Here is a 19,268-nt window from a genome sequence, read left to right on the forward strand (position 1 = left end):
AAGCCCCCTATTTAAAGGGGGCAGTCTCATCAACTGTCAGCACCCTCTCATCTTTGCAAGGCATCCGGGATGCCTCTAGTGCTGTGCCTAATATGCTTCTGGCATGACGGTCACAGCGGTATCATCGGGCGAAGCCCTCCACCGAACTCTGGATAAGAGTATTATTCAATTTGATAACATTAAAACACACCTGTATACCATTAAGCAAGTTTGGGAAAAGAGAGAAATGGTGGATGAAAAGTTGAAAGCGTTATCTCAGTTCAATCCTGAACACATCGCCCGCCTGCCCGCCGAAGACGGCCATTCCGCCTTGCGGCAACTTGACTGAAGGGGTTTTTCTAACTTTTGAGTGGCTTACGATCATTCCGTCCGCATCATAGACAACGTATCCGCCGCTTGGGGGAGCCGTAACGGTCATGGTTTTGCCGGCGGCCTTCTTGTCGATCTTGAACCATACGCTCTGGCCGCCCGCAGGAACGGTGCTGGTCGAGGCCGGTCCTCCATAGATCGGCTTCACGGCATCGCCGCTGATATAAGCATTGCCGTCGATGGTTAAATATTCGGCACCGTTCTGCTTGGAAAAGGTCAAATCGAAGGCGTCTCTGCCGTTCATAACCGGAATTTCAGCCGCATTGACGGCAGTGTTCTCGTCCACAATCCGCGTTCCGGTGGCGTAGCCCTGTTCAACCTTAACAGTCTTCGTCAAGATGGAAGGGGAGAGGTAGAAGAAGGAATTAATTTTCTCATCCACAGCGTAGTAATGCTTCCCGTCTCTCTGCGCCCAGGCCTGCTTCGTAGAAGCATTCAGGGGATTTGCATCCAGCTTCTGGTACTCATATGTGACCATCAGCATTTGACCGATACCGGGGATAGTCAAGTGCGTGTTCAGCTTCAGATAGGTTTTGCCGTTCTTCTGCTTATCGAAGCTTACGGCTGCACTGCCGTCCGGGCTCGTGAACTGTCCCTTGCCGGTATAAATATACTTCTGCGCAGGAATGAGTCCGCCCTCCAGCTCAGGCAGGTTGAGCGCTCCGTCCTTAATGGTTATGGCAGTGGTTGCGCCGACAGTACCGTATAATCCCGAATAGGCTCCCAGCTCGGCAGGCATAGCCGCTTTGACCGGAGAAGTGAAGGTGGCTTCCGGCAGAATCTTATTAATCTTCCCGGTGTCCTTCAGGTAGGCCAGCAGCACATTGGTAGCGAAAATGGTGTTATAGATTGAGCTTCCGCCCGACGAGAGCACCGCGATGGATATATCGGATTCCGGCAGGGTAATCAGGTCAGCGTGATACATGATGGTATCTCCGCCTTTGGATAAGGCCTTGATTCCGTAATCACCGAATGGTGCCAGATCTACGGCATCCCAGCCCAGACCGTAATTGAAGCTGTTTCTCTCTTCAGGCACCCAGAGCCCATTCTTGTATTCAGGCTGCTGCATCGCTGTAGCGGAGGCTTTCGACAGAACATCCGGGTGCTTGCCGCTGAGCATCTCGGCGAATGTGGTCAGATCTTCGGCTGTGGAATAGAGGCCGCCTGCTCCAAGGATATTGGCATTCTCGGCAGGCATTGCCTGCGTTAGACCAGGGAAGTAGGTCTTGGCGAGCTGCTGCCGGTTAAAGGTGTCCAGCGGCGTCTTGGTGGAGCTTAGCTTCAGCGGAGTGCTCATGTGCTGATCCAGGAACTCAGTATAGCTGCTGCCGGTCACCTGCTCAATCATCAGCTCCAGCAGTTGAAAGCCGTCATTGCAATATACGGAATAGGCGCCGGGATCAGATTTGAGCCGCTCAGACTGAAGCCTTGTCAGCAGGTCATCATGATTCTGAGTATCGGCATCATCCATCAGAATACTGTTCCCGTAGTGGCTGCCGTACAGGCCCGAGGAATGGTTCATTAACATGCGCGGCGTAATCTTCTTATAGCGCTCATCGGCCATTTTGAATTGCGGCAGATACGTAGTCAGCGGCTTATCGATGTCAATGACCTGATCTTCGGCAAGCATCATCGTGGCTGCGGAGACATGCATTTTGCTGACGGAGCCGATGCCGAACATGGTATCCTTCGTGATGGGAGTCCCGGCTGCCTTATCAGATACACCGAAGCCTCCCGATACCGTAATGGCACCTTGATCCCTAATCGCATACTGCATGCCGCTTACCCCGTAATCGGATACGATCTTCGAGCCCAGCAGACGGGCCGTTTCCTGCACCGGGCTCTCCTTCTCCTGAGCGGCAGCCGGGGCTGCGGGGATTACTAACATGGCAGCAATTACGACTGAAGTTAACTTGTTCATCTTGAATTCCTCCTCTTGTGTCTCTTAGGTAATCTTCCTGAAGTTATCATACAGGCAGAAGAGAGGAGCGTGGCCCGAATAACCCTGAAACGCGGATTACGATCCCTTAAGCGCATTTTATATAGAAACTTCGCGCGAGAAGGGGAGGACCACCATATTGTTGAATTCCCGATGCCCGGCCTCAATCGTCATATTGCCGCCGTACTTCTCGCAGATTCTGGAGATATTGGTTAGACCGATACCATGGTATTCCGGGTCCGGCTTCCGGCTCTGCAAAGAGGTAGTCTCCGGGGCGGTATGATTCAGGATGCGGATGAACAGCGCGGATTCACTGGAGTGCATCTGGATCAGAATGTAGCGGTCCTCGGCCAGCCGTACTTTTTTGGAGGCTTCAATGGCATTGTCCAGCATGTTGCCCAGCACGACGCACAGGTCATAACGGTCGATGTGAAGCTCACCAGGCAGCAGCTTGAGCCGGGTATCGATGCGGATGCCGTTCGCTTGTCCGATATTCAGTGTGTTCGTGACCAGCGCATCCACCGCCAGATGGCCGGTGTTGACCCGCTGGTAGGCATCCTCTACTTTATTCTGCGTAAGCTTGATATGCGCAAGAGCGGCCGCCGGATCATCCCGCCGGATACACTCTTCAATGTAGAGGAACTGCTGATGGGTATCGTGGATGATTCTTTTAATCGACTTGAAGCTGTGCACCGTCTTCTCATAGTTGGCGTCCTGATAGTTCATCTGGTGCTGGAGCTGGGCGTTCTCATGCATGAACTGGAACTTGTCGGTAATAGTATCGAAGATATAGACAATCATCACATTCAGGAACAGGAAGCCGAGAATCGCAAAAAAGTAGTAGAAATCCTTCGTGCTGTTAACGGTAAGAACGTTGATCTGATAGGTGCTGATGAGCGGGACGAGCAGGAACATCACATAATACCGGTAGGGCAGGGAGACGCTTCGGCGTTTGGAGATCAGCCGGATGATCTGAATCACCGGGAACATAATAATGCAGCTCAGGATCAGCCCCTTGATGAAGGCCGGCCGGTCAATCCCCGTACCCCCGTCCATGCTGGTGTAATCTACCGAATCTATCATTGAGAAAATATACAGCGACATAAAGCTGACCACCGTCATCAGCACAGCGTACAGCATGGAGAAGATCACCTGCGTCTTCATCTCCACCTTATAGGCTTGCGCCATACTGAAGATCATCAGCAGGGCTACGCCGGAGGAGAATAGAGGGGACAGCGGGCTTACCAGGTAGAGGAAGCAGAGCACCCCGTAGATGAGGAAATAAATGATCCGGTTAGGCTTCCTGGCGGACTTATCAAATACGGAGGCAAAGAAGAATTGGGTCTGAAAGCACATCACCAGCACCACACAGACGACAAGGGTCAGATTATAGTGAGTCATAGGAGCTGCCCTTCATGATCATGAATTTGGTGTAGAAGTCCTTAACCTCTTTGATTTTGGACCGGCCGATGGGGAACTCCTGCCCGCCCGACATCAGCACGGAGCCGCCTGCGAACTTGTGGACATGCAGCAGATTGATAATAATCGAACGGTGGATGTGCAGGAAATGGCTGTCCCGCAGTGCTGAAGCGTACTCTGCAATAATTCCTCTGGTCTCATAGATTCCCGTGGTGGTAATTACATTCAGCTTGCTCTTGACGGTCAGACTCTTGGCCGCCTCAATGCCGATGATATCATCATGCCGCAAGACGACCTCCTCATACCCGGACTTAATGACCATGAACTTCTTATCCTGGGCCTGGAAGTAATCACAGAGCTTCAGAATTTTCTCCTCCAGGAGCTGCGGGGCGACGGGCTTGATCAGATACTGGAAGGTAATCACGTCGAAGCTCTCCACCATATATTCAGGGTAGCTGGTCAGGAAGATAATCTGTTCGTCAAAATGCTTCCGGCTTCTCAGCCGGTGCGCCGTCTGAATCCCGTTCATGCCGCCCATCTCCACATCCAGAATCAGGATATGGAAGGGGGCTCCGCCCCGTCCATAGTGGGAGATTAAGTCCTCTCCCGAAGGAAACAGCTCGATTTCAAATTCGGTATCCGTCTTGACGGATAAGCCGACCAGTATCCTCTTCACCAGCTCCCGCTGCTGTTCTTCATCCTCGCATACCGCTACCCGATACATCCAAGAGTCCCCCTTCACTTCCGGCTCCATGCCTAAGCAGATATTTGTACACAACATTATATAGTATTGTCCAGCGGAATGAGCGGATCAGGAGCCAAACGCATAAGTTAATCCCTGGACGGCAAAAGCGGAGCGGTGAACATCCGGAGACCAAGGCGAACGCTACGCTTGTACGCGGGTCGTTCCGCCCGCTCCGCTGTTTAAGCATATGGCTCAGGCACTGCACTGCTGCTACTTCCACAGCCGCAGCAGCGGCCCAGCCTCGCCGTATACGGGATCACGCTCCGGCAGCGGAACTTCGCGGATCTCGGGGAGCGCCGCAGCGAAGTCATCCGGGTCCGCCCGGCGGGTGTTATAGTCCATGCCGCCGGGATAAGCGCCGGCGATGCGGAAGTCCGGAGAAGCCGTGAGCTTCTTGTGTGCTGTCCCGGCAGGCAGCACCACAACGTCACCGGCCTCCACGCTGGCGGTGTATCCGGCATCTCCGCCAAGCTGGAGGCTGGCGCTGCCGGAGATCACGCCCAGCACTTCATGCGCGTTGCTGTGATAATGGTGGTAGGGGAAGACGCCATTCACCCAGCTGTTCAGCCAGCCGTTGGCATTGAAGATCTGTTCGGTGTCTTCCGGGTGGTCCCGGAGAACACCTTTATACAGCAGGACCGGAAGCTCCGGGTTGTTCGGCAGCAGGCCATCAGCCTGGAAGCTGAGCTTCATTATAGATTCGTCCGGCTCACGGCTTACCGAATTGTGTTCTGACATACGGATCATCTCCTACGTGAATTTTGGTATATATAGAATTACCCTAAGGTTGGTAATGTATCTTCTGAAAATAGCTTTAAAACTATAATATTGAACCTCAGGGATGTTAAAGCTGAGCATGAACGTTGAGCTAATATTAAGCTGATACCGCATCCGTAGCCGACTTCTACTTTTAAATTTAAGTAACTGATTGTATTTCCTGCAATAGAAAAGGCATATCTGACTGCAAAATGAGATTCTATTGTATTTCATACAGTGGAATGTTGTGTTTTGGCTGAAAAAAGGCCTTTGTTCAACATTCAATTGTACCGAATACAATAGATTCTATTTTGAAGCCTTTTTTACAGCATTCCATTGTACAAAATGCAGTTACTATCGTTCCAGCGCCTACAGCATCAGAATGCCTGCTGCGCGAATGAGACGGGTATGTGATATCCTCAGCCTGTGATTGGGGAAATTATACGTGCAATAAATATAGCGGGGCTATTTTCTACCTGCTTGTAAAAGGGTAATTGATGGCATACAGTGTAACATAGCTGTTATAGATGGTTGCGAAAGGGAGGGGTTATAGTGAGAATTATCCGTAAAATCAGTACCCTGCTGGCGGCTGCGCTGCTGCTGCCTGCCATTCTGATGCCGCAGGGGGCACCGGCTGCACCCGCCGGGGCGAAGGCTGCGCCGTCCGGGACGGTAGCCGCTGCGGCTTCACCCGCCCAGAGTCTGGCCACGAACGGGCTGGTGCCGCTGACCGGCGCCATCAACGGTAATCTGCCGATTCATATGTCCATTAAGGTGGAGAGCGGCGGGAAGCTGACCGGAAGTTATTATTATGATAAATACAAGAAGACCATCAGGCTCACCGGTACAGTCAGCGGCAAATACGCAAATATGTATGAATATGATGCGAAGGGTAAGGAAACCGGCCATTTCGAGGGCTGGTGGATTCCCGGCACCGGCTTCGCCGGAGTGTGGAGTAACCCGGACGGCACCCGCCAGCTTCCGGTAGAGGCATTGACGGCTACCGCCGCAGCCAGCGCCAAGGTGCCGGCCGCAGCGGACTGGAGCGGGGAATGGTATATGGAGTCTTATTCGCCCTTCTTCGGATCTTATGTTGAATTCAGCAACGTGAAGAGCGACAAGCTGGTCTTCTCGGTGGATGCCTATGATGGAGCTCATTCCGGCCAGCTGTATGAAGAGTCGGCAGTAGTCCGCAAACGGATGGCCGTCTACAAGGAAGAGGACGGTTCCGTGGTCTTTTTCTATCTGCTGAACGGCAATTTGTATGTTACCAGCCCTTCACCGGTATATTCCGCCGGGGCGAATGTAACCTATACCGGCCACTATACAAGAGACCCTCAAGAGACCGTCTACACGCTGCGGGATACCGGTGTCTTCAAGACAGCCGCAGATGATAAGGCCTTCCGTAAGCTGGTAGGGGAAGATTATGATCTGTTCCTGTACAGCATGCAGCTGCTGAATGAGCCGAAGGATCTCGACGGTAAGGGGGCAAAAGTGGTAGAGGGCGGCGTAAGAGGGCTGTTCACCCTTACGGAAGCCATTATCATGTATGATAAGCAGGGACATTTCTGGGCGGCTGCGCTCGATTCGGATGAAGCCTCGGATTCGGATGAGGTTCCCGAGACCTTCGTGCGGTTCTATACCAATGTTCCGGGCACCAGCAAGTTGCCGAAGACTATAGTGAAATGGATGGAGGGTTTTCCCGATTACACAGTGGTCTACATGAATTTCTAAACCTTGCGCCAGAGCGTTTTAACTTTTTTATAACGGGTACATTGAAAGAGTGAGGGTCCGTTTGGCATGGGTAGCTACTGCACGAGAATCAGTGTACACCGGTTATGTCAGCGGATTCGCATATCCTGCAGCTTTTCACTGAAAGGACGGGACAGCGTGCATGCGCAGGTCCTGCCGCTATAATGGAAGCTGCGGGTGCAACAAGAAACGGTATGCCTAACCCCTGACCGGGGGGCGGCATACCGTTTTTGTATGGATTCTGTTATCGCCGAAGTTCCGGCACGGAATCAAGTGTATAAACGCTTCCAGTTTGCATACCAGCGCTCAACCTTCGCGGACGGGGTGAGCTTCAGGTCCCGCCAGAGCAGGCTGCGGAGCTTCTCATATTGCTCCTGTACAATGCTCAGCTCGCCCAGCCGGTTATAGAATTCCATGAGCGCCAGGTAAGCCGGCTCGTGGTAGGGATGCAGCTCCACAATCCGCTGATAGGTGTTAACCGCCTTGGTGATGTTATCCTTGACGGTATAATAATCGGCCAGCTCCGTGGCATGCTGCAGGGAGAGGTTCCTCAGCCGCTGCCGCTCACTCTCGGCCCACAGATATTCATAATCCCCCAGGTAATCACCGGTATAGAGCTTCAGCAGCTCCTCATGCTCCGCGGCGTTATAATCATTCACCGGGTCCAGTGAGACGACACCTTCCTCCCACAGCACCGCATCGATCTGTGCGTCGCCGGTCTCCAGCATATACCCTTCGCCCACGCTTGCATTGCTGATTACAAGGCCGATGTCCGCCCGTTTTAGCGATTGCCTGATCTGGTAGATGGCCGTATACAGGTGGGTAGAGGCACGCTTGAACGAGGCCTCGGGCCAGAGCAGCTCGACCAGCTTGTCTTTGACGACGATCCGGTCATGATGATAGAGCAGGAAGGCGAACAGCTCCTGGGCTTTGGAGGTCCGCCAGCGGAAATCACGGATTGGAACGCCTCCCCGTTCGAACTGGATGGCATTGAAGCAGCGGATCAGCAGTGTGTCTAGCTTGTCCGTCTGCTCCTGGTTGACTTTCCGGCTGCTTATCCGCTGAAGGGTCCGGCTCAGCCGTTCCCTGGGGACCGGCTTCAGCAGGTAATCCTGCGCACTGACCTCGAAGGCTTCCAGCGCGAAGCTGTTATGGGCGGAGACGAATACAACGGCTGAGCCGGGACAGCACTCCTCAAGCTGCTTCGCAACCTCCATGCCGTTCATTCCCGGCATATCAATATCGAGAAAGATAATATCTGCCTCCCAGCCGGACGCTTCGCTTAAGGCCCGCAGGGGATTGGTATAGGTTGCCGTTACAATGGTCGAGCCCAGCGCCTTGAGCGTTGCTTCCAGCTGAATCAGGGCGAGTCGTTCATCATCGATCAGCACTACCCGAAGCATTGTAGCACCTCCTTGTACAAGTTATAGCGGCTGGAGCAAGGGGGTCACTCCGCACGCCGGACGGGAATTATGAAGGAGACGGTGGTTCCAAAGCCGGGGCGGCTCTGAATGGACAAGCCTCGCCCGTAGCGTTCAATCAGCCTCCGGTTCGTGTTCCATATTCCGATACCGGAGTGTTTGTCTTTGTGTTTCGTCAGCAAGCGGTCAATCTGCGCCTGCTCCATACCTTTGCCATTGTCCTGCACCGTAAGCCGGACCTGCTCTTCCTCCTCTTCAATGCGGATAGTCAGTATGCCGCCTTCTATAAGACTGAGCAGCCCGTGACGGACGGCATTCTCGACCAGCGGCTGCAAGATCAGCGGGGGAACCCGCAGCAGTCCGGTATCATTCCGCTCCCACTTGACCTCCAGCCGCTCGCCGAACCGCACCTGCTCAATGTATAAATAGGCTTCCACTAACGACAGCTCCTGCTTCAAATGAACCAATGTGCCGGTATTCATCAGGTCGAAGCTTGAACGCAGATAGGCGGAGAAGGCCTCGATCATCTGCTGCATCTGGCAGATATCAATGGTGCTGAGTGTGGCGATGGAGTTCAGGGCATTGAACAGGAAGTGAGGACGGATCTGCGCTTGAAGGTAAGCGATCTCCAGCCGCAGGCTGTGGTAGATGGTCTGCTTCAGCCGCGCCAGCCCGGTCACCCGGTATTTGAGTTCCAGGCTGTCTACCGGCTTGGTCACATAATCATTCGCCCCCTGCTGAAATCCGTAGTAGATCTCCTCACGCATAGCCCGCGCCGTCAGCAGCAGCACTGGCAGCTCCGACGCCGGAAACCGCTCCCTTACCCGGCGGGTCAGCTCATAGCCGGACATCCCGGGCATCATCACATCGGTAATCAAGAGATCCCACGATTCTTCCTCCAGCCGGATCAAGGCTTCCTGCCCGCTTAACACAGAGGTAAGCTGATAGATATCTTCATGCAAAATGGTCGAGAGCACCCGCAGATTAACGGGATCATCGTCAACGGCCAGAATCTTCAGTACGGCTTCATCCGTATCGAAGCCGGAGGGGGACGGCGGTACCCCCGCCAGGAATGGCTCTTCTTCCTTATTACGCAGACGGATACTCCAGTCGGTGGATGCAGTAACCAGGGCTTCCACTGTGTCCACTGCTTCTGCTCTGCCGAACCGCTCATCTATACAGAAGGCTTCGTGCGCCAGCGGCAGGGAGAAGCGGAAGACCGAGCCTTCCCCGAGCCTGGACTCCACGGTCAGGCTGCCTCCGTGCAGCTCCACCAGCTGCCGGGTAATGCTAAGACCCAGACCCAGGCCGCCATTGTCCTGTCCGCCAGTCTGTTCGTAGGGGAGGAAGATGCGTGCGAGAGCTTCTTCCTCCATCCCCGCACCGGTGTCGGCCACGCTGACCTGCAGCTGCCCGTCCGTTTCTTCGGCAGTCACAAGGATGCTGCCGTTCTCTGTCCACTTCACTGCATTATGTACCAAATTGAAGAGGATCTGAATCAGCCGCTTCTCATCGGCCCACACACGCGGCAGCGAAGCGGATGCGCTTACATGAAGTGTCAGCTTCTTGCCGTCCGTTAAGTAACGGAGCATGTCCATCACTCCGGCGGCGATGGTATGAATGGACAGCGGGGCAGGATGGAGGATCATCCGGTTCTCCCGCAGCAGAGTGAGATCCAGCAGATCATCCAGCAGCTGTGACATTTGGCGCCCGATCCGTACCATTAGCTCCAGGTCTCCGGGGTCTTCTTCCGGAGAGGCTGCCCGCTTCTTGTCGTATTCCGATTGGGCAATGCTCATCATGCCGTGCAGCGGAGTCCGCAGCTCATGCGAGGTATTCATCAGGAACCGGTCCTTCTGCTTGTCCGCTTGCAGCAGCTGTTCATAGAGCAGCCTATTCTCGTTGGACTGCCGGATATATTGCTTCAGGGCATAGGAGGAGAATCCAATGATTGCAGCAAGAATATCAATCGGATAGAACGGAAGGTTCTTGTGATAATTATTCACGGTAGCTCCCCAGACCACACCCGAGATTAGACAGCAGGCGGTGAAGGTCAGGAAGGCGACATCTTTTTTGCGCTCATAGACCATCCTTGCGAAGACAACGAACATCCAGCAGGGCGGAATCATATATAGCAGATTGAAGAATAGTAAGGCATGGGTTAAGGCGATGTGTATAGGCAATACAGACAGGACAAGCGTGTACAGCGCAAGAAGGAAGCTATACATCTTAAATACGCGGCCGGACGCCGGGGTTCCATAGAACCTGTAAGTCAGCAGCAGCATGAAATAGACCATCCATAGATAAGACAGCATCTTGAGCTTGATCCCCCAGCTATAGCCAAGCGGCAGCACAATATATAACAGAAGATCATTATCTGTGCCAACAGAGACAGCGATTGCGACCAGCATAAGGGCAAACAGCAGCAGGGGCCAGTTCTTCTGGGACAGCAGATACAGAATGAAGACGTACAGCGCATGAAGGAGGAGAATAACAATGGTGGTCAATTGAAAAGCAGAGGAATACCACCGCTCTTTGATAATGGAGGATTGCGCGCCGAGACGGATGGAATAGGAGATTCCGCCTTTCTCCTTATGATCGAAATTGGCGGCTTGAACCAGAACAAACATCTCTTGTGTCCCTTCAGGCAAGAGGTAGTGAACGGTAGAGGGAACTGCCTTGGGCAGATACAGCTCCTTGTCAGCAGCCGGCTGTCCCATGGTCTGCAGGACACGGCCGTTGACCTCAATCCGGGATGAGGCCTGAATCTGCTGGGTCCAGAAGCTATAGGGTTCATCCAGTGGCTGATCGACCAGAATCCGCAGGGCATAAGTACCATAGCCCAGGGAGGAACCAGACATCGTTTCCTTCCAGTTGCCGGGTACCTCTACAGGCACGGCAGCCCCAGCCGTGCCGGAGCGGATATCCCTTTCGCTGACCAGACGGTTCGGATAGAAGTCCCATGTCCCGTCAAGGACAAGCGAATGGGCATGCTTGAAGGTCCAGCCGCGCAGATCAAGCACGCCTGCATCCGCACTGGGCTGCTCCGGCAATGCAAAAATCTGCTGCCAGACCCTTTGCATACCTAACAGCAGGGAGATATATATAACCACTAAGGTCAGATGTTTTAGATAATATCTGGAATTTTTATTCATCATAAATTAAAGATTTCGACAGAGGCGAGGAAGCACCTGCATAAAAATTAAATAAATTATTGAACGATTAACAGAGGTCTGTGCGAAAAATTCACGAAAGATTCTGGCGCCGGGGCTGTGATTCCGTCTCGTTCTTTTGTCCTGCTTTCCAGGCGGGCCAATAGTGCTGCTTGCATAACCCTTTCGCATAATGCCGTCTGTTGCAGTCCTCTTTCGTGCATTTTCTTTCGTTGACGGCTCTCAGTCTTCCCATATGTGCATCCCTCCATAACGGTTCATTTCAAGTCAAGCCCATTATAGAGAACCCTCATAGACAAGAACTGAACAAAAATGGAATTTAAATTCCATTTAATTCTAATCGTATTTACCCACCCGGCTGCATATAAATGATGTACCAAGTCCGACAAATCCACCTAAATGAAAACCATTTGTGTAAAGGAGGGGAGCTTTTGCCCACAGAAGCTGCAACCTTGCGTGAGCAAATTCTGAAGCTGACAGGAGAATATTACGATATCCGTTGGCCCGGCCGGTCCTTTGTGCCTGGACGCGATTACGTGCCGGTCAGCGGCAAGGTGTTCGATGGCGAAGAATTGATCAGTCTGGTGGATGCTTCACTTGATTTCCACCTGACTGCCGGCAGATATACTGGCGAATTCGAGCGGAGGTTCTCTCAGATTATGGAGAGGAAGCATACCCTGCTGGTTAACTCGGGGTCCAGTGCGAATCTGCTTGCCGTCGCAGCACTTACCTCGCCGCTGCTCGGTGAACGGCGGCTACGGCCGGGCGATGAGGTAATCACAGTAGCCGCAGGCTTTCCGACCACGGTCAATCCGTTGATTCAGCATGGCCTGATTCCGGTGTTCGTGGATGTGGAGCTGCCTACCTACAATATAAATACGGCACAGCTCGATGAGGCACTGAGTCCGCGTACCAGAGCGGTCATGCTGGCACATACACTTGGTAATCCCTTCGATCTGGCCAGTGTTAAGGCATTTACGGACCGGCATGGGCTGTGGCTGATTGAGGACACCTGTGATGCTGTCGGGTCCATGTATGAAGGTAGGCCGGCCGGTTCCTTCGGCGATCTGGCTACGGTCAGTTTTTTTCCGGCGCATCATTTAACCATGGGAGAGGGAGGCGCAGTGCTGACCTCGGGTGCCCGCTTGAAGAAAATTGTCGAATCGCTCCGTGACTGGGGCAGGGACTGCTGGTGCCAGCCGGGAACCGACAATACCTGCGGCAAGCGGTTTGACTGGACCAAGGGCGAGCTGCCTGCCGGATACGACCACAAATATACGTATAGCCACATCGGCTACAATCTGAAAGCTACCGATATGCAGGCAGCCATTGGAGTGTCCCAACTGGATAAGCTGGAGGGGTTCCATACGGCACGCAGACGTAACTTTGACTATCTGAAGGCTGCGCTGAAGCCTGCGGAGGAATGGCTTATTCTCCCGCAGGCAACGCCGCGCAGTGATCCGAGCTGGTTCGGCTTCCCGCTGACCGTGAGGGAGGAGTCCCCCCTCTCACGCAATGAACTTGTACGCAAGCTGGAGGAAGCACGGATTGGCACCCGGCTCTTGTTCGCCGGTAACCTGCTCAAGCAGCCTGCGTATTCCGCTGTAGCGCACCGCTTGGCCGCACCGTTGACCCAGACGGACCGGATCATGAACGATACGTTCTGGGTGGGAATCTATCCGGGACTTTCGACGGAGATGCTGGATTATACTGCGGAGGTATTGCTGGGCTTGCTGAAAGGTAAGGAGGTAAAAAGATGAAGGTAGTCATTCTGGCCGGGGGCTACGGGACCCGTATCAGTGAAGAGACTGATGTGAAGCCCAAGCCGATGATTGAGATCGGCGATAAGCCGCTGCTTGTGCATATTATGGAGCATTATGCCTCATACGGCTTCGATGATTTTGTTATTTGTTTGGGGTATTTGGGGCATGTCATCAAGAAATATTTTGCCGATTTCTACCTGCAGAGCTCCGATGTTTCGTTCGATTTCGGCAACGGCAATCAAATGACCCGCCATAACCGTCAGCAGCGGAATTGGAAGGTAACACTCGCGGATACGGGCAGGGAGGCGATGACTGGCGGAAGAATCCGGCAAGTCCACAAATACACCGGCAATGAACCGTTCATGCTGACTTATGGAGACGGTATTGCGGATGTCAACATACAGGAGTTGCTGGACTTCCACCGCTCTCACGGAAAATTAGCGACAGTTACCGCTGTACAGCCGGTAGGCCGTTTCGGAGCATTGGATATTACAGAGGATGACAGAGTAATCGGCTTCGTGGAGAAGCCCAAAGGCGACGAAGGTTGGGTGAATGGCGGCTTCTTCATTCTTCAGCCAGAGGTGTTCTCCCTGATTGAGGGCGACAGCACGATCTGGGAGCAGGAGCCGCTCCGCGAGCTGGCCGCGAGGGATGAGTTGAGGGCCTACAAGCACCACGGTTTCTGGCAGCCAATGGATACGCTCCGTGACAAGCGTTATCTGGAGGAGCTGTGGCGGGAGGGAGGTCTCCCATGGATGAGCGCGAACTGACAGGGGCAGCATTCTGGAAAGGGCGGCATGTCTTCGTGACCGGGCATACCGGCTTCAAGGGAAGCTGGATCACCAAGTGGCTGACGATGCTGGGCGCAAGTGTGAGCGGTTATGCCTGGGACCGGGATGAACCTAAGCTCTTCCCGCTGATCGGAGCTGCGCCGGAAGTTCATACGGTCTGGGGGGATGTGCGGAACCGGCAGCGTTTGGATGCGGCGCTGCGGGAAGCGGCCCCGGAGGTGGTCTTCCATCTGGCTGCCCAGCCGCTGGTTCGTACCTCTTACCAGTTCCCTGCCGACACCTTCGAGGTGAACGTCATGGGAACGGTGAATTTGCTGGAGGCGGTCGCAAGTGCAGTTGATTCCGGCATCTCAGTCAAAGCCGTCGTCAATGTTACAACAGATAAATGCTATGACAACCGGGAATGGATCTGGGGCTACCGTGAGACTGATCCGCTGGGCGGTTATGATCCTTACTCATCCAGCAAGGCATGTTCTGAATTGGTGACACAGGCTTACCGCAACAGCTATTTCCATCCGGCCCGCTACGCCGAGCATGGCGTTGCTGTCGCTACCGCCAGGGCAGGCAATGTCATCGGGGGCGGCGATGATTCCCTGGACCGGCTGGTACCGGACTGCCTGCGGTCATTCGCTGCTGGCTTGAGGCCGCTGCTGCGCAACCCGGCGGCGACGCGCCCCTGGCAGCATGTGCTGGAGCCGCTTAGCGGCTATCTGCTACTGGCCGAGAAGCTGGTGCAGGAGGGGGCGGAGTATGCCGCCGCCTGGAATTTCGGCCCGGAGGAGCAGAGCGTCCATAGTGTCGAGAAGGTGGCCGTCCGTCTTGCAGCGCTCTGGGGAGAGGGAGCAGGCATTGATATCGCTGGTATCTCCGGACTGCATGAGGCTGGTGAACTGCAGCTTGACAGTACCAAGGCCCGCCGTCTGCTGGGCTGGCGCTCCCGCTGGAGTGTTGAGCAGGCTCTGCAGAAGACGGTGGATTGGCACAAAGCGCTGGATGCAGGGCAGGATATGCGGAACATCAGCGAGCAGCAGATTAGCGAATATATGACACTGAACTTATAGGAGGGCACTAATGATAACAATCAGTCTATGTATGATCGTGCGCAATGAAGAGAATGGTCTGGGCCGCTGCCTGGATTGTGTGAAGGATATTGTCGACGAAATTGTCATTGTCGATACGGGCTCCACGGACCGGACCAAGGAGATTGCTGCAGAATATGGTGCAGTAATCTATGATTTTGAATGGATTGACAATTTCGCGGCAGCCCGTAACGAAGCCTTCAGCAAGGCAACGAAGGAGTATATTCTCTGGCTGGACGCGGACGATACCATTGAGGAAATCGACCGGGTACGCTTCAAGAAGCTGAAGGAGACATTGTCGCCGCAGTATCAGTCTGTGACCATGCCCTACAATCTGGCCTTCGACAGCGAAGGCAAAGTGACCTCAAGTCTTAGACGCAACCGGCTGGTCCGCCGGGACTGCGGCTTCCAGTGGATCGGACCGGTGCATGAGTACCTGGCGGTTGCCGGATATACCTTTGACAGTGAGGTCTGCGTTACCCATAAGAAGGATAAGGTTCATACAGACCGCAACCTGAACATCTACCGTGGACGTCTGGCCAAGGGAGAAAACTTCTCGCCGCGCGATCTCTACTATTTCGCGAATGAGCTCCGGGATCATGCCATTTACGAAGAAGCGCTGGAATACTACGAGAAGTTCCTGCAGACCGGCCAGGGCTGGGTTGAGGATAACTATCAGGCCTGTCTGAAGATGGCGGAATGCCACGGACATCTGAAGAACAAGGAAGAAAAGAGGAAGGCACTCTACCGTACCCTTAATTATGATATCCCCCGTTCCGAATTCTGCTGCCGGCTGGGTGAGGAATTTCTGCAGGACGGCGATTATCAGCGGGCCATCTACTGGTTCGAACAGGCGATTTCACTGCCGCGGCGGGCTACCCTGGGGCTGCAGGATATGACCTCTACCACCTGGGTGCCGCATCTGCAATTATGTGTATGCTATGACCGTCTGGGTCAGTACATGAAGGCTAATTACCATAATGAGACAGCTCTATTCTATTATCCTACACACCCAAGTATGCTGCATAACCGGAAATATTATAAAGAGCTGCTTGGCGATTCCTTCAGCGAATTGTTTAAAGTTTCTTAAGCAGGCAATCTGCCGCCTTCAAGGCAGCATAATAGACAGGCAACGTTCTCCGGAACGGGCCTGTCTATTTATTTTGCGGGACGATAATTATAGAAATAGGTATTTTTACACATTTATTGCGAGGCACATGAATACCATTAAAGTAAATAAGTCCACCTAAAATAGAGGAGCGATGTTATGGTACGCCATTACACCCAACTGGAAATCATTAATTTATCGAAATTGCCTCCGACTACAGTCAAGAGATGGCTGGAATATTTCTCTTACTTCGTACCGGGGACCCGGCAAGGAGATCAGGTGCTCTATCCCTATGAAACTCTGAAACTGTTAAAAAGAATCAGTGAGCTGCGCATGGAACGCTATCATCTAAGCACCATTGTGCGCCTGCTGATCGAGGAGGGATTCCCCATGTACAGCAAAAGTGAACAAGAGCTTCCCGTACCAGAGCGAATGGAAAGCGGTATGGCCGAGGCCCAGGAGCCAGACAGACAGCAGCAGCTTGTGGCTTCCCTCTCCTCGCTTGCCAATGAGCTGATCCGGATTGCGGATCATTTGAATCACTGGAAGGTGCAGTAGGAAAAGGCAGGGAGACTAGGGGGGGCGGCACCTGATATGACCAGGGCTTGTCCATCTCTATGCGCCAGCGTATCTGTTGTATCTGATTAGATTGAGGGTTTCAGCTGCCAGAACAAGCAGCAAACATGACATTGCCTTGTACATAGCATCAGGTTCCTTCCGGCTGTGCCGCTACCCTCAATATGTTGTTGTGTCCGGTCTTGCTGAAGAATGGCAGTTACCTGCTATTCCTCATCTTCCTCAATCTCAGTAGTTAGTTCTTCTTCCAGTAATCGTGCCGACAAGGCACCAGAGTCACTCAACAAACGCAGAATCCGGTCCATTTTGCTTAGACTAAGCCACTGGCCTTTGGTAATCTCTTCGAGCAATCTGGCGGTTGTATTATTTAACTGGATCATGTTGAGAAAGTTCATGTTCCCGGGATTAGATAGCACGAAGGCCTGCATCGCTTCCGCTTCTGCATTGATAATATGAGACAAGGACATCTCGTTGATCGCGATGGAGGTGAGCAGGAGAGAGATGCTTTCCTCCCGCGTAAGCGAGATATCGGGGGTTATATTGGGGATGTGGGGCATTGACATGCAGATCTCCTCCAAAACATGAAAGGTTGCTTTGCGCTTTATTGTCTGGTCATAGCTATGTATACTTCAGGCACAGATTGTCCTATTCCTGTTAATTCTCTGAAATCCGCCAAATCCGATATACCTGGGACGCATGGTGATAGGGACAACTCAAAAGCACATATATATAACAGTAACTAAATCAAAGCGGGGGGATGAAGCTATGCTACAGCGGGAACGGTTGACCAAAGCGATTATTCTGGCTGCGGCGCTGGAGGAAGAAGCGGTCTCGGCTCTGATCGCGGTTGAAATCCGCAAGCTGGAATATATGTATGACGATGAGTACGGCTGGGAGGAAGAATTAGAGATGGGGGGGCTTGACGCCCTGCAGGAGGCGGTGACCAGAATCATCACGGCCCTGGCCCAGCATCAGGCCATGATCTGCCGGACACTGGAAACCAGCAGACGGCTGGTGCGAGAGGTGAACGGGTATGAAGGCTGAAGCCAGGAAATCGGAGGATGAGCTATTGGTGCAGGCGATTCATAAAACAATGGGACAGATGGAGCAGCTGAAGCAGGCTTGTCTGCGGCTCTCAGTCAATGCGGACGATGAACTGGCGCTGTTCATGCGTGAGACAGAACGGCTGCTTGAACGGGCTCAGTCCACAGGCCAGGAGACTGAAAGGCAAGAACCAGAGCATAGGGAGCCGGTTTCCACCGTTATCAAGCAGACCATTCGTCCTGCGGATGCATACGTATCCGGGGGCAAGTATCTCTATAATACAGGTAAGTCCGTCCGGTTCATCCAGCGGCGTTCCGCGCAGGCCACGCGCAAACGGACGTCCCACAAGAAGCGTGGGCAGACAGTAGGAGTACGCGCAGCCAGCGAACGCAAGCGGCAGCAGCGGCAACAACTGAAGCCTGCGCTTCAGCCGCAGCCGAAGAAGGCAGTGGAGCCGCCGCAGCTGAAGAAGGCAGTGGAGCCGCCGCAGCCGAAGAAGGCAGTGGAGCGGCAGCAGCCGAAGAAGGCAGTGGAGCGGCAGCAACCCAAGAAGGCGGTAGAACGGCAGCCGAAGAGTATGCAAACTATGAATATACAGCCGCCCGTTGACTATGTGGGGATTAGAACCTCGTCCAACCTTAAGCGTTCCCTGTAAGGTACAGAAAATAATTGGATAATGTGCATTTGCTGGCGAACGAAATTCACTTTTATATCAACTATAGTATATGAGACGCAACCGCCTTCAACGTCTGCCCTCTTCGGGAAGTTTCCATATTCCCGCTTCGGGATCATAGGCATCCACCACTCTGGCGGGATTGCCCGCTGCGATACAGAAGTCCGGCAAATCACGCGTGATTACACTGTTAGGTGTGACTCTGCAGCCCCTGCCAATCGTCACGTTGCCCACAATGACGCAGTGGGCGCCGAGCTCACTGCCGGCACCGATTCGCACCTGCTGGCTGCTGGAGGTAATCCACTGGTCACGGATGGGAATACCGACTTGGCGGTACTGATGGTCAGTGTCGGCAATGTAGACATCGGGACCGACGATGACATTCTCTTCAAGAATGACACTGTTCGCAGCAGTAATGATCAGATTGCGGCTGCAACTGCAGCCGTCCCCAATGGAAATGGCGGGCGGCTCCCCCTGGCCGGGATGAACAACCGTGAACCAGCTATTCTCCTGAATAAGCACATTACGGCCGATAGCGACTTTCTCCGGACAGTTGATATCGGTCTTAAGCACGATCAGACTGCCGGGTCCGAAGGTACTGAAGCGTTGTTGAAATTCGGAGCTGATGCTTTCCATGTCCTGATGTCTCCTTTCTGATGG

16 protein-coding genes are annotated in these 19,268 nt (G+C 53.5%); 8 read left to right on the forward strand and 8 right to left on the reverse strand.

Features of this window, described 5'->3' with window-relative positions; genetic code table 11:
• Positions 1 to 250 precede the first annotated feature (250 nt).
• The 4 genes from NST04_RS13265 to NST04_RS13280 form a co-directional block, all read right to left on the reverse strand.
• A complete protein-coding gene (locus tag NST04_RS13265; RefSeq protein WP_341184614.1) occupies positions 251 to 2,290 on the reverse strand; it encodes a serine hydrolase domain-containing protein in 2,040 nt (679 codons plus the stop codon).
• Between the two features lie 117 nt (positions 2,291 to 2,407).
• Positions 2,408 to 3,709, reverse strand: coding sequence for an ATP-binding protein (locus NST04_RS13270; RefSeq protein ID WP_341184615.1), 1,302 nt, complete (start codon positions 3,707 to 3,709; stop codon positions 2,408 to 2,410).
• Positions 3,696 to 4,451, reverse strand: a complete 756-nt coding sequence (locus NST04_RS13275; protein ID WP_341184616.1) for a LytR/AlgR family response regulator transcription factor — start codon at positions 4,449 to 4,451, stop codon at positions 3,696 to 3,698. The genes NST04_RS13270 and NST04_RS13275 overlap by 14 nt, the downstream gene beginning before the upstream one ends.
• 231 nt (positions 4,452 to 4,682) lie before the next feature.
• Positions 4,683 to 5,210 (reverse strand): cupin domain-containing protein, encoded by a 528-nt coding sequence (locus NST04_RS13280; protein ID WP_445667888.1) that lies wholly within the window; start codon positions 5,208 to 5,210, stop codon positions 4,683 to 4,685.
• A 570-nt stretch (positions 5,211 to 5,780) separates the two neighbouring features.
• On the opposite strand from NST04_RS13280, the gene NST04_RS13285 reads away from it, so the two are divergent.
• Positions 5,781 to 6,962 carry a hypothetical protein gene (locus NST04_RS13285; protein WP_341184617.1) on the forward strand — a complete coding sequence of 394 codons (1,182 nt, stop codon included), beginning with the start codon at positions 5,781 to 5,783 and terminating at the stop codon, positions 6,960 to 6,962.
• Between the two features lie 287 nt (positions 6,963 to 7,249).
• On the opposite strand, the gene NST04_RS13290 is transcribed toward NST04_RS13285, so the two are convergent.
• Together NST04_RS13290 and NST04_RS13295 are read right to left on the reverse strand one after the other, a co-directional pair.
• Positions 7,250 to 8,383, reverse strand: coding sequence for a response regulator (locus NST04_RS13290; protein WP_341184618.1), 1,134 nt, complete (start codon positions 8,381 to 8,383; stop codon positions 7,250 to 7,252).
• Positions 8,384 to 8,427: 44 nt separating this feature from the next.
• Positions 8,428 to 11,484, reverse strand: coding sequence for a hybrid sensor histidine kinase/response regulator (locus NST04_RS13295; RefSeq protein WP_341184619.1), 3,057 nt, complete (start codon positions 11,482 to 11,484; stop codon positions 8,428 to 8,430).
• A 521-nt stretch (positions 11,485 to 12,005) separates the two neighbouring features.
• Here NST04_RS13295 and rfbH point away from each other — a divergent pair.
• From rfbH to NST04_RS13320, 5 genes are all read left to right on the forward strand, one after another.
• On the forward strand, positions 12,006 to 13,334 hold the full coding sequence (gene rfbH / locus NST04_RS13300) for a lipopolysaccharide biosynthesis protein RfbH (RefSeq protein WP_341184620.1): 1,329 nt from the start codon (positions 12,006 to 12,008) through the stop codon (positions 13,332 to 13,334).
• Positions 13,331 to 14,107, forward strand: a complete 777-nt coding sequence (gene rfbF / locus NST04_RS13305) for a glucose-1-phosphate cytidylyltransferase (protein ID WP_341184621.1) — start codon at positions 13,331 to 13,333, stop codon at positions 14,105 to 14,107. The genes rfbH and rfbF overlap by 4 nt, the downstream gene beginning before the upstream one ends.
• Positions 14,089 to 15,189, forward strand: a complete 1,101-nt coding sequence (gene rfbG, locus NST04_RS13310; RefSeq protein ID WP_341184622.1) for a CDP-glucose 4,6-dehydratase — start codon at positions 14,089 to 14,091, stop codon at positions 15,187 to 15,189. Before rfbF ends, rfbG begins: the two co-directional genes overlap by 19 nt.
• Positions 15,190 to 15,199: 10 nt before the next feature.
• Entirely contained in the window at positions 15,200 to 16,297 is a 1,098-nt protein-coding gene (locus tag NST04_RS13315) for a glycosyltransferase (protein WP_341184623.1), read from the forward strand.
• A 177-nt stretch (positions 16,298 to 16,474) separates the two neighbouring features.
• Positions 16,475 to 16,873: a MerR family transcriptional regulator gene (locus NST04_RS13320; RefSeq protein ID WP_341184624.1), complete on the forward strand. Its 399-nt coding sequence runs from the start codon at positions 16,475 to 16,477 to the stop codon at positions 16,871 to 16,873.
• A gap of 224 nt (positions 16,874 to 17,097) precedes the next feature.
• Here the strand turns inward: NST04_RS13320 and NST04_RS13325 are convergent, their stop codons facing one another.
• Entirely contained in the window at positions 17,098 to 17,454 is a 357-nt protein-coding gene (locus tag NST04_RS13325) for a hypothetical protein (RefSeq protein WP_209879878.1), read from the reverse strand.
• A 202-nt stretch (positions 17,455 to 17,656) separates the two neighbouring features.
• Here NST04_RS13325 and NST04_RS13330 point away from each other — a divergent pair, with 202 nt between their 5' ends.
• Both NST04_RS13330 and NST04_RS13335 read left to right on the forward strand, forming a co-directional pair.
• Entirely contained in the window at positions 17,657 to 17,935 is a 279-nt protein-coding gene (locus NST04_RS13330) for a hypothetical protein (RefSeq protein ID WP_341184625.1), read from the forward strand.
• Entirely contained in the window at positions 17,925 to 18,590 is a 666-nt protein-coding gene (locus tag NST04_RS13335) for a hypothetical protein (protein ID WP_341184626.1), read from the forward strand. Before NST04_RS13330 ends, NST04_RS13335 begins: the two co-directional genes overlap by 11 nt.
• An 87-nt stretch (positions 18,591 to 18,677) precedes the next feature.
• Here NST04_RS13335 and NST04_RS13340 read toward each other — a convergent pair whose 3' ends face one another.
• Positions 18,678 to 19,244, reverse strand: a complete 567-nt coding sequence (locus NST04_RS13340; RefSeq protein ID WP_341184627.1) for an acyltransferase — start codon at positions 19,242 to 19,244, stop codon at positions 18,678 to 18,680.
• Positions 19,245 to 19,268 lie beyond the last annotated feature (24 nt).

The organism is Paenibacillus sp. FSL H7-0756, assembly GCF_038006765.1.
Taxonomy (GTDB): Bacteria; Bacillota; Bacilli; order Paenibacillales; family Paenibacillaceae; genus Paenibacillus_AQ.